The sequence below is a fragment of the Methylocella silvestris genome, assembly GCF_002891535.1.
GTDB classification, from domain to species: Bacteria; Pseudomonadota; Alphaproteobacteria; order Rhizobiales; family Beijerinckiaceae; genus Methylocapsa; species Methylocapsa silvestris_A.
On sequence record NZ_PDZR01000025.1, the window covers coordinates 40,352 to 51,903 of the forward strand.

At 57.2% G+C, this 11,552-nt stretch carries 8 protein-coding genes; 1 reads left to right on the forward strand and 7 read right to left on the reverse strand.

Annotated elements, in window-relative coordinates; genetic code table 11:
• Positions 1-5: 5 nt before the first annotated feature.
• The 7 genes from CR492_RS17220 to CR492_RS17250 all read right to left on the reverse strand — a co-directional run bounded on the left by CR492_RS17220 (position 6) and on the right by CR492_RS17250 (position 8,318).
• Entirely contained in the window at positions 6-1,097 is a 1,092-nt protein-coding gene (locus CR492_RS17220; RefSeq protein WP_102844966.1) for an acyltransferase family protein, read from the reverse strand.
• Between the two features lie 76 nt (positions 1,098-1,173).
• A complete protein-coding gene (locus CR492_RS17225; RefSeq protein ID WP_102844967.1) occupies positions 1,174-2,919 on the reverse strand; it encodes an FAD-dependent oxidoreductase in 1,746 nt (581 codons plus the stop codon).
• A complete protein-coding gene (locus tag CR492_RS17230; RefSeq protein ID WP_180982593.1) occupies positions 2,913-3,746 on the reverse strand; it encodes an aldo/keto reductase in 834 nt (277 codons plus the stop codon). Before CR492_RS17230 ends, CR492_RS17225 begins: the two co-directional genes overlap by 7 nt.
• Before the next feature lie 37 nt (positions 3,747-3,783).
• Positions 3,784-4,992: a glycosyltransferase family 4 protein gene (locus CR492_RS17235; RefSeq protein ID WP_146030311.1), complete on the reverse strand. Its 1,209-nt coding sequence runs from the start codon at positions 4,990-4,992 to the stop codon at positions 3,784-3,786.
• Positions 4,989-6,194, reverse strand: a complete 1,206-nt coding sequence (locus tag CR492_RS17240; RefSeq protein WP_102844970.1) for a glycosyltransferase — start codon at positions 6,192-6,194, stop codon at positions 4,989-4,991. The genes CR492_RS17235 and CR492_RS17240 overlap by 4 nt, the downstream gene beginning before the upstream one ends.
• Before the next feature lie 87 nt (positions 6,195-6,281).
• On the reverse strand, positions 6,282-7,433 hold the full coding sequence (locus tag CR492_RS17245) for a glycosyltransferase (RefSeq protein WP_102844971.1): 1,152 nt from the start codon (positions 7,431-7,433) through the stop codon (positions 6,282-6,284).
• A 213-nt stretch (positions 7,434-7,646) separates the two neighbouring features.
• Positions 7,647-8,318, reverse strand: a complete 672-nt coding sequence (locus CR492_RS17250; RefSeq protein ID WP_102844979.1) for a sugar transferase — start codon at positions 8,316-8,318, stop codon at positions 7,647-7,649.
• 869 nt (positions 8,319-9,187) lie between these two features.
• On the opposite strand from CR492_RS17250, the gene CR492_RS17255 reads away from it, so the two are divergent.
• The gene (locus CR492_RS17255; protein WP_102844972.1) at positions 9,188-11,194 is read left to right on the forward strand and encodes an acyltransferase family protein; all 2,007 of its coding nucleotides are present in this window, start codon (positions 9,188-9,190) and stop codon (positions 11,192-11,194) included.
• The last annotated feature ends 358 nt before the right edge of the window (positions 11,195-11,552 follow it).

Genomic DNA, 11,552 nt, shown 5'->3' on the forward strand with positions numbered 1-11,552 from the left:
GGGGTCTATCTTTCATAGCGCAGAGCGAGCAAAGAGGGTTTCGGGCGTCGCCCCAGGATGTTTGAAAGTGGCGTTTCGACATAGCGGAAGACGGCGACGCCGAGAGCAATCGACACCACGACGCTGAAGCCCACGAAGATCGGCCATCCCCGCGCCGAAAACAGGCTCATCCACACCACCGCCAAAGGTCCAATCACGAACTCATGGGTCAGATAGATGCTGTATGATGCGTCACCTGTCAGGCGTGAAACATAGGTTGCCGGACCGTCGCTGGCGCGTTCGTCGGCGGTCACTGCGACCACGACGGATCCGATCGCCGCCGCCATGACGATCCACTCCGGCCGCTCGCCAGCTTGCGAGAACCAAGCGGATGAAAGGTCGACGACAGCGAAGAAAGCAAACAGCAAAAGGGTCCAGCCTATGGAAACGAGCTGAGGTTTGCGCTCGCAAGAGGCAAACCAGAATCCGAGGATCGCGCCAAAGCAGAAATATTTGAGTATGCCATTGACGTAGAAGGGAACGATTCCGTTGCCGCCCCAAAGGCGTTGAACGTCTTGCCCCCAATATTGACCAACGATAGCGATCGCCGCGGTTGTTCCGACGACGATCGTCGCTGCCAGCCCTTTTCCAAAAAATAGCGCCAAGGCAAAGATCACATAAAAGAACATTTCGTAATTAAGCGTCCAGCCAATCGGCAGAATTGGACGCGCGTCACCGTTCTCGTTGAACGTGGGAATAAAGGTCAGAGATTTTATCAGATTGACGAATTGGGCGTCTCCCTGTTGGTTCGCGAAAAAAACAAAAGCGATCAGCGTCGCAATCCAATAGAGAGGAATGATGCGGAGCAGCCTCTTTCGCAAAAAGGCCCAGGGCGCCCCGGCAGCGCCATATTGACCTTTTGTCGTCAGCACCATGATAAAGCCGCTGATAACGAAAAATGTGCAGACCCCGAGCTCGCCGCAGGCGTAGGCGAATGCGCGTAAATTCTCCAAAGCATAACCGTGACGGATGAGACCGAGAATCCCGTGATCGACGACGACGAGAAGCGCCGCGAATCCACGCAAACCCTGCAGGGCGTCCATTTTGGCGCGCTTCATGATGCTCCGATACCGGTGTGAAGGCAGGCGCCCCGATGGTAGGCTCGTCTTCCTGTTGCATGGAGGAGCCCGGCCATCATGCGGAACTGCTTTCGAAGGCTTGATGCGACGAGCGCGCCGCCTCTTTCAGATGATCGGCCAGACGAATTGTCAGAGCCAGAATTGTCAATGTCGGATTGGCGTGGCTTGATGTCGGAAAAACCGCGCCGCTTGCAAGATAGACGTTATTGACGTCGTGAAGTCGTAGATTTTGATCGACGACGCCCTGCCGCGCGTCGCAGCTCATGCGGGCGACGCCGAGATGATGACCGCCGATTGGCGTCGCATTGCCGCGAATCTCTTCCTCGAGGTCCCGGTCCTCAAAGTCGACGACAGCGACGCCGCTTTGCGCGAACTCGTCGCGAATAATTCGCAAATTGCCGGCGATCGACTCGACATCGCAATCGTGCATCTTCCAATCGAGTTTCAGGACAGGCGTCCCAAAACGGTCGCGCGTCTCTCCCAGAGTCACGCGGTTGTCTGGATCGGGCGATTGTTCCGCGTTGAAATCAAGAGGATATACGCCATGACGATTTTGGAGCGCGACATAGGGAATGGCGCGGTCCGCCCAGTGGCGGCGGCGGATCCAGTCGGCGAGAAATTTAGCCAGCTCCGGCGCTCCCACGACGATGTTTCTGACATGACTGAGCCAGAACGCTGCGCCTTTTGGCATTCGGGCGGCCGCGCCGCGCTCGACCATGGTGAGTTTGCGCCGGTATTCGGCCAGAATGAAGCTCTTCGCCATGAACATGGTAGAGAGCACTGGATCGCCGTGACGCGGGTCTGCCGGGCTTGAATGATGAAGGCGTGCGATGAAATTGAGCAGGCGACGCTTTTTCTGGATCGGCTCAGCGATCGAAAAGCGGCGTCTTCCGTAGATGCCGTCCCGCGAGACCGGAAAGCCCCATTCGATCCCCTGGGCTGGATTGTTCAATCGCAACACTGCGACCCCGCCCTCTATATGACTCATAAGAAATCGGCCAAGGGCGCCGCTTGAGTTGCCAAGACCCGCGGGGCGCTTGTCGTTGGAGGCCGCGAGCAGTCTATAGGTTTCCAGTCCGCCCGCCGCCACGACGAACGTTCGGGCCTGGATCGTGAAGCGCGTTCCGGCGAAGGTGGCGAACTCGGCGTGATCGACGCTCTTGGCGTCGGACCCGAGCGCCAATCGAACACAGGTCGCGTAGGTGATCACGCGCAGATTGGGCGCCGCAAGGATCGCCCCGCCGTAGCGGCCCCAGAACTGGGTTGGCTTGCTAAAGCGCTCATAGGAGTTCGTTCTCACAATATCGCTGCTAAATCCCTCAACGAAAGCCTCGGCGCCCGGCAATGCGCGGGCTGAATCATATTCAGGCTCGCCCGCTTCGCAGTAGGTTGTAGCGCGGGCATAATAAGGCTCGAGTTGGTCCAGGCCGAACGGCCAGCCCGAGTAGGGAACATAATCCCGCGCCTCAAAATCAATCGGATCATAGGGGACGCAACGCCCGCCCCAGATGCACGTTGCTCCGCCTAGCAGCCGCCGGCGATAGAGGCCCAGAGAGGCAAATTGATCCGAGCTCTCGCAACCGTCGCTGAGGGCGTCAGCCGCAGCGTCGGTTTTGGCGCCGCCGGATTCGGCGAGGATCACGGAAAAGCCTGCGCCCGACAGTTCGCTCGCGAGCGTTATTCCGGCCGGACCGCCTCCGATGATACAGACATCCGTCAAAAACGTTTGGCCATCTGGCGCGCTACACCCATCCATAGCGTCGTTGCCGGGGCTGCTGAGGTCAAGCATTGGCGTCAACATGAGACCGCCTCGATTGCCTGTATCAGATGATCGCCATGGATGGTTCCGACTAATGAAACCGAGACGCCCGGTATCGCCGAGGCGGCGCAGATGGCGCCCTTCATCGCCAATGGGTCGCGCCGTTCGGGTGGAACGCCGCAGAAGATCTCGCGCGCAACAACCGCGACGCCCTGCCGAGCGGCCTTGGCCGCAACCGCGCGGAAGTCTCTTTCTCCAAATCCCAAAGGGATCTGCAGGGCCCCGATCCGCGGATCGGCGAGCGCAGCCTCCGCCGCCGCAAGATCGTCGACCGAGGCGCCGATGACCCGTATCTTTCCAGCGGTTCTGGCCTGTTCGAGCACTCCGACCGCGTCGCCGTTTAGCAGAATTTCGGCGTCCGGGCTGTGCAGCATGACGACATCGATCTCAGGGCAATCCAGCCGGATCAATGCGCGATTGATCGCCATCGCAAGATAGCCCGCTTCATAGCAGGTCGGAACCGGCCTGGCTCGCGCCTGCCGCAAGACCCCCGAGGCCCTGCCGCGCAACCCTGTCGCGACCCGCCGGAACGGCGTGAGAAGACGCATTCCTAACGGGTGTCGCTTTCCGACTTTGGTCGCGATGACAACGCGAGCATGGCCGACGACGTGCCGGCCGAGAAGCCGTTCGCTTTCTCCCTGACCATAAAGATCGGAGGTGTCGAAATAGGTGACGCCTGATTCAAGCGCGAGATTGAGAAGCCGCGCCGCGACGCCCGGTGAGGCGCCGAGGATCGATCCCAGCCGGCTGCAGCCCAGGCCGACCGTCGACACGCGTAGCTGTGAGGATCCAAACTTGTGTTGGTCCATTCGCTCAACCTCTTTCAACAATCTTACGATCGGCTCTTCAAGAAGCACATTGCGCCGTGAGAATGAGCTCGCGTAGCCTGGAAATGTTCCGTTCAACTTCGAAATCCGCCTCGACGCGAGCCCGCCCACCGGTCGACAGTCGGACGCGAAGATGTTCGTCATTAGCGAGTTTCACCAACGCTTCGCCGATCGAGGCCGAGTCGCGTTCAGGCACGATGTAGGCTCCGTCATCACCGGCAAGCTCCAATATTCCCCCATTCGGCGTGGTGAGAACGGGAATGCCAGCGGCCATCGCCTCCATGAGGAAAACAGGAATTCCCTCTTTGTCGCCATCCACCCCCGTCACGCTGGGAAGTGTCGCAACGTCATATGCGCCTGACCGCAGGGCGGACAACAGCGCTTCGTGCGAGGCGACGCCTCGAAACCTTATACGGTCGGAAATTCCCAGCAGACGCACAGAGTCTCTCAAGCGCTGCTCCAGCGGACCATCGCCGAAGAGATCAAGTTCCACATTCACCTTGCTCTTGCCCGCGGCTGCAATGCCTTCGAAAAGATAAATATGTCCCTTCTTCTCGACAAAACGCGCGCCAAGAATAATCCTTAGTGGATCGAGCTGGCCGGGACGCAACGGGGCCATGGACTTCGGGATCTCGACGCCAACATGAAGAACTGTGGGCCGACGCCCCTTATGGTCTAGCGCCGCAAAAAACTCGTCCGCGCCTGACCGATCGATAACGCGTACGAAGCGCGCATGACCTGATTTCCACGGAAGCATGTTCTTTTGGGCGATGTCGTAGCGATGTGAAGTCATGCTGTATGGCACATCCGCCAGGATGGCTCCAACCGCCGCCAATGTTGTAGGGGCGCCCGCCCAATGCACATGTACATGATTGAAATCATTGTCGCGAATGACGCGCGCCAACCACAATGCCTTTGGAAAGGCCGCCATGTTCTGCATAAGATTCTTGAACGTGCCGGAGTGTCGGAGTTCCGCTAGCAGCGAGGCGACCTTGGCCGGGCGTCTCAACGCCTCGCGCAACGCAGAAAACACAATGTGCGCAGAGCAAAGGGGCTCGTCGAATGTCTTCTTTAAAAGCTCAGACGCCCTATCATGCGCCAGCCTGGTTCGACGCAGCTGAGCGATCCATACATCCCAACCGGCCGCGTGATGGCTGGCTATTTCGGGGAGAATGTGAGCTTCGGCCATGCCGTAGGGAAGCTCTCGCGTGACGTAAAGGATCTTCAAGGCGAAGCTCCGGACGTTTGCCAGCACGAGGGGCGGCCGACGGCGACCAATTTCTCGAGAATGCCACAGTAGCCCTCAAGCATGTTCGTGTCGGAATAGCGCGCCACGATCCCGGCGCGCGCCAGGGCGCCCGCGCGGCGGCGGAGATCGTTGTCCGTCAGCTGCATGAGCGCCTCGGTCAGGCCAGAATTATCATTGGCGGGATACAAAGCTCCATCGACGCCGTCGCGCACGATTTCCGAGGCGCCTCCGATATTCGACATCACCATCGGAATGCCCATCGCCATGATCTCGAGCGCGGCCACCGAAAAGGTTTCTACTGCGCTTGAGCATATGACTCCGACGTCGAGCGCCGCGAGAAATGGACGAACATCCGACTGGGCTCCGGCAAAAACGACATGATCCGCCAGCCCCATGGCGTTAACTCTGTTTTCCACCTCTGTTCGCATATCGCCGTCGCCCAGAAAAAGGAGTTTTGCCGGTATTTTGCCAGTGATCAGCGCCGCTAAGCTCTCGACGAGCTGGCTATGGTTTTTTTCTTTACGGAAACTTGCCGACAGGCCCACCACAAAATCCCTGTCGTTGAAGCCGAGACGCCGCCTCGCGCTTTCGCGAGTTGCAAGATCAATGGAGCTAAAGCGGCGGACGTCTACACCGTTGCGGACAACCCAGGCGCGCCAGCAAAAAAGCAGACGCCTACGCCAATAATCGCGCTGTTTGCTGCTGACGAAGATCACTCCATCCATCGTCAATAGGGCCAGTCGGTATAGCCAAAAGCGTCGCGCGTCCCAGGACCCTCCCATCAAGATGGTTGTATGCAGGATCGAGGCAAAGCGACCTCTGACTCCCATAATCCGCGCAAATCCAGCGAGGATGGTCGCTGTCTGATTGACCGCTATCACAATATCGGCGTCGAACCTGCGTAGCTCAGATGCAACCTTCAGTATTCCGCGCGGATCAAACAGGCGATGAAAATCAAGAACCGTGCATCGATCGGTAATGTCTGCAGCTATGTCCAAGGTGGAGAGGTCCCGAGCATAGACCACTATCCGAACGTCGTGACCACGCCGTATCAACAGTCCGGCGAGGTCAAGGGTATGACGCTGCGCGCCGCCAATCTTGAGGCTGTCCAGGACGAAAACGACGCGCTGAAACGGAGGCTTGCCTGCGCGTGGCGATGTGTAATCGCCTTCCTCATTCATGACGGCGCCCTTTCTCGGCCGGTACCGGCCGAGTGCGTCTCCCGATACGGGCGCCAGGTCGCGGCGGCGCCAGAACCGGCGGCCGGGTCAATTTCCCGCCCGCGCGGTGCTGGCCACGGACCAGGTCTGAAAGCGTTGGCCACGCAGCGATTTCCAAACTCCGTATGTGGCGGCGAAGAGCGAAATCAGAATTTCGTTGAGCGCTGCTGCGCCGGCAAATAAGTTACACCTGCCCGCGGTGATGATCGCGGCCGCTGCCAGAATGAAGAACGCCCCGATCCACCACAAGCCCGCTAGCGCGAGAAGGGTGAGAAGCGATGCGCCCGCGGCGATGATCCACAGGCCGGACAACCACCGCACCCATTTGTGAGAGATATATTTGTAGATGTTCAGCGCGCCCGTGCGGCGCAATCTCGGCCAAAGAAGGCGGTGGCAGTTGAACGCCCTGCAAGCAATGCGCACTTTTCGCCGCCACTCCTCACCGCTACGCGTTACAGAACGCTCATAGGCGATGAAATCATCCGCCTGAACCACCCGATATCCGTCGCAAAGAATTGAGAGCGACGTGAACATATCGTCGATGATGTCGACAGGCACTGGGGTGAATAGCTTGCGCCGGATGGCGAACAGCGCGCCGTCGCTGCCCATGGTCGATCCCGTCGATGTCTCCAGAGCCTTTAGAAGCTGTTCGAAGCGCCAATAGGCGGAGCCAATACCCGCAGTTGGGCTCTCACGCGCGTTTACGTAGCGGAGATCGCCGCAGACGCATCCGACCTGCGCATCGGAAAAGTATCGACGTACGGAGTCAATGGCTCTATCGTCGATCGTCGTGTTGGCGTCGGTGAAGACGACGATATCGGCGGAGGATTGCGCAAGCAGCGTGTTCATGCCCGCGCTTTTGCCAAGTCGCCGGTCCGAAATCGTGACCACCATCTTTGAGGAATATTGCGCCAACAGGTCGGCGCTGCCGTCGGACGATCCATCGGAATAAGCGCGAATTTGAAGCCCCGGGTCCGCCTCCTTCAGCTTAAGACAGTTCTCAATTTTAGAGCCGATGGAGTTGATTTCGTTGTAAGCGCAAAAAACGATGTCGACAGACAGCGTCTGGCATTCGTCAGCCTTGAGAATGGAGCGGGGACCACGCGTCAATCGCAAGCCATAGAGAGAAAGCGGATAAGTGACGAATGGGTGCTGCAACAGCAAGAAAGACAAAAAGAGGACGAAAGCGATAAGCCACATGGGTCGCACTCCGAGGATTGATCACGCGATTTGCCTCGGACAGGATCGCCGCTTCACGCGACATCTACCGTCGGTCCGGCATGCTGCGCTGAATTATTCAGCCGGCTGTCAACAGTTTGCAGATCGTCCGGTTGGCCCCTGATTGTGCCGCACAAAGAGTGCCCAGGGTGTCATCTGCCCGCGCTTGAGTGGATCGGGCCGGAAAGCCCAAACTCAACAGGCGCCTTTTCGCCCAATTACCGCGCCGACTGTGTTCAAGAGAATCAGGAGGTCATTAGCGAACGTCCAGTTGCGGACGTAATGGGCGTCAAGCGCAACCCGATGTTCGTAGGAACAATTGCTGCGGCCGCTGACCTGCCATATTCCGGTGATGCCGGGACGCGATAGAAAATACAGGGCGACGTTGTCTCCGTACCGCTCCAATTCCTCGGTCACGACGGGGCGCGGGCCGACCAGGCTCATATCTCCTCGAAGAACATTTATCAGCTGGGGCAGTTCGTCGGCGCTAAATCTTCGGAGAATCAATCTGAAGGGCGTCACCCTGGGGTCGTTTTTCAGCTTACGATCTTTTGCCCATTCCGCTCGGGCGTGCGGATCTCGATCAAGCAAGAGTTTCAGCCTAGTTTCGGAATCAACGGCCATCGTCCTGAACTTGAAACAGTTGAATTCGCGGCCATCTCGCCCAATCCGAGGATGCTTGTAGAGTAGAGGCCCCTTGTCTGTACATTTGAGTGCAATGGATAATAGGATAAAGACAGGCGCCAATACGATAACAATAAAGCCGGTTACTAATACATCAAAATAGCGTTTTATGCGGCCGCCAACTGGTAATCGTTGACATCGTGAGTCTGCAATAGGCAAAAAGGCTGTTCTTGCATGATTCATGATCAACATGATCCTTAAAAGGCGCAAATGGAACAGAATTGATGAATGATGTTAAATCTCATAAGACACATTAACACATAATGTGTGCATTGCAATATTTTTAGCGAGAAACTGCACCGTAAGTTTAGATCGCCGTTTCGAATCGTCTTATTTATTGTTATCTAGGGACTTGCGCCGATAGAGCGTCTTTTAACCAAGCGTATGCTTAGGCGTAAATGCAGCTAAACCCGGCAATATTTTTCGCTTCGCGACGCATCCAATGAATGAGTGTAACCTCGGGCTAGACTATTGCGGCGGTTTTTGGTTTCTTCGTCACAGATCAGCTTCGCCGGATGACGCTCCTTCTTTACTTTCGCGGGACTCAATTGATGCCGTGCTGATAGTCCTCCCCCGAAGCGCAAGACGTCGCCTTGATATTGGCATTATGCGACCGGAGAACTTCGCGGTAAGAAAGTCTTACGTCACGCTCGGAACGATGTCGCCGCCTTGACGCCCATTGCAATGCGCTAAGGACGCCTACGTCATGAACTACGATTTCCTATGGGGCTTTATCGCCGGATGGTTGTTCAGCGGCGTCATAACGGTGATTGTTTTCATTGTTTTGTCTGTAGGGTCTAAGAGGTGAACGAAGCCTCTCAAGAACCAATCCTGCGACTCGGAATTCGCAATTCCCGCATGAGCTTGAATTCAGCCGGCGCGCGGCGCGCCCCCGGTGAGATACGAACTCACACTTAGCGAGATTGCCATTTGATGAATATAGGTATGCCTGGACGCGCTGCCTGTAGCGTTGCGTTAATTATTAGACGCTCTTGATAGGAAAGTGTGATAGTGTAAATTTTGGAGACCATTCCCGAACTGGATAGCGTTGGATGAAATTTCGCAACGACGTGAATGGTCTAAGGGCAATCGCTGTTATTTCAGTCATTTTTTTCCACTACAAAGTTCCGGCTATGACTGGGGGCTTTGTCGGCGTCGACGTGTTTTTCGTCATATCCGGTTATCTGATGACAAAAATCATCTTAAGTCGGTTGGATGATGAACGGTTTTCTCTTACGGGTTTCTATGTCGATCGGGCGCGCCGGATTGTTCCGGCGCTTGCAGGCCTTGTTGCCATGTTGCTTGCAGTCGGATATTTCCTTGTTGCGCCAGGCGTCTATCGCCAGATTGGAATGCATTCTCTAGCAGCGCTTTCATTTGTGTCCAATATCGTATTTTACAAGGAGGCAGGCTATTTCGATCTGGAATCGGAACAGAAATGGCTTTTGCACACCTGGTCGCTGTCGGCCGAATGGCAGTTTTACCTCATTTACCCCATTCTATTGCTGACTTTGCAGCGTTCAGGCCTGAGCAAGTGGCGGCGGCATGTTCTCCTTATTGGTTTGTTGCTGTCGCTTGCGCTTTGCATCGCGGGGACCGCCAACTTTCGTCAGGCATGTTTTTTTCTCTTGCCCGCGCGCGCCTGGGAGATGCTGGCAGGCGGTCTCGTATATGTCTATGCCAATCCTGGGCGGCGCTCCGCGCTACAGGCAAGGATAATGGAGGCAAGTGGACTTGCTCTCGTCCTTGCCTCGCTATTTATGTTCGACAGCGCAACTCCGTGGCCATCGTACTGGGCTGTGGCGCCTGTTATCGGAACCTGTCTCGTGATTGCAGCCGAGCGCCGCGACGCCATTTGGGCGTCCAATCGCGTCGTCGGCTTGATCGGACGCTGGTCCTATGCGGCGTACATCTGGCATTGGCCCATCGCTGTTGGCTTCGCTTACTTTGAATTCGGACGTTCTCCCATTGCAATGGGCGTTGTTCTTATTGGAGCGCTGGCGTTTGGCGGCGCGGGCATGCGGGCGCTTGCTGGATTCCAGCAGGGACATGCCCTTTTGGCTGACGGAAAAGTTCGTCAGCGTCTGGGTTTTGCCGCGATCACAGCGACTGCGATTGCGGCGGGCGCTGTTTTCGCTGATCAGGGTCTTCCCTGGCGGCATCCCGAAAGCAGAGCCTTGGTTGAGCTTTATGAAAGCGCCAAGGCCGATTGGGATTTCCCGAAGAATTGCGAGGGTCTTAGCCACACAGGGCAACTCAGACCATGTGTCGCCGGTCCAACGACAAAGGGAGGAACTCTCTTTATCGGCGATTCGCACGCGGAAATGTTGTTCCCACGCTTCGTCGCTCGCGACTTTGCGAATTACGAGTCGGGCGTGACCTTCGCCACGGCCCGCGGGTGTCCACCGGCGCCGGGGGTGAACCGCCTTGCTTCAGGATATCACTGCGATGCGTTCTTTGAAAAGGCCATGGAGTTCGCGGAAACGGGACATTTCGGAAGGGTCGTGCTCATCTCGACGTGGGCGTATTTCGTGCCCCCGGGCATTTCAGTGACTGACACGGACCGCATCTGCTTTACCGGTCCGGACGGCTGCCGGTTGGAGATCGACGCCGTGCGGTATCAGAGAAAAAGTGAAGCTGTGTTTTCGCAGCTGACGGCGCGATTGCGCGCGCTGCGAGATCGGGGAATTGATGTCATCGTGGTTCTGCCGTTTCCACGTTTGAGTTACGATCTGACGATGAATTTGGCGAAACGCGCTTTCCTCGGAAGCGGCCTGCCGCTAGCGGCTCCCATGGATAGAGTGGCCTTCGAGGCCGAGACGGGCGACATACGGACGATCCTGAAGGCGGTAGCGTTGCGGGCGGACGCACGGACGCTTGATCCGGATAGCTATCTTTGCTCGGCTACGATATGCCCCACGCTGGATCAGGCGGGGGCGCCGCTATACGTGGACTCCAATCATTTTCGAGCGTCAGCAGTCCGCGACAGCCGGTTTGGATTTGTCGACGCCCTGCTTAACAGAAACACCGAATGGGTCGACGTTGCTCCAACGAATTGACAAGGGCTGCTTATGAACTGGCCGGCCGTCTAGAGCTAATCCAATTTTATTGCTAGTGCATGCGCGACTCTGACGCCATGGTTGGTGCGGTTGATCGCGCGCCTCCAACTGTGGCGCGCTCGCCCATGGCGTGGGGAGCGAAGATGGTCGCTGGTTGCCCAGCGGGCCACCCCGGGAGCGAAGAAGTCGATGAGGACGGCGAGGCACAGCCATCCCGCCCGCGTCCAAACCTAGGTCCTGTTGACAAATAAGATTCCCAGTCCCGGCTTTCGGTGATTCAACGTTGCTTTCTCAGGGAGGCGGCTTTGATTCGGGACATGATGAGCGACGAGGAGTGGGCGTTCTTCGAGCCGTTTGT

Bases quoted from the DNA above. Each gene is read 5' to 3' on its own strand.
- CR492_RS17225 (WP_102844967.1), bottom strand. From the start codon at position 2,919: ATGTTGACGCCAATGCTTGACCTCAGCAGCCCCGGCAACGACGCTATG.
- CR492_RS17245 (WP_102844971.1), bottom strand. From the start codon at position 7,433: ATGTGGCTTATCGCTTTCGTCCTCTTTTTGTCTTTCTTGCTGTTGCAG.
- CR492_RS17240 (WP_102844970.1), bottom strand. From the start codon at position 6,194: ATGAATGAGGAAGGCGATTACACATCGCCACGCGCAGGCAAGCCTCCG.
- CR492_RS17255 (WP_102844972.1), top strand. From the start codon at position 9,188: ATGAAATTTCGCAACGACGTGAATGGTCTAAGGGCAATCGCTGTTATT.
- CR492_RS17220 (WP_102844966.1), bottom strand. From the start codon at position 1,097: ATGAAGCGCGCCAAAATGGACGCCCTGCAGGGTTTGCGTGGATTCGCG.
- CR492_RS17250 (WP_102844979.1), bottom strand. From the start codon at position 8,318: ATGAATCATGCAAGAACAGCCTTTTTGCCTATTGCAGACTCACGATGT.
- CR492_RS17230 (WP_180982593.1), bottom strand. From the start codon at position 3,746: ATGGACCAACACAAGTTTGGATCCTCACAGCTACGCGTGTCGACGGTC.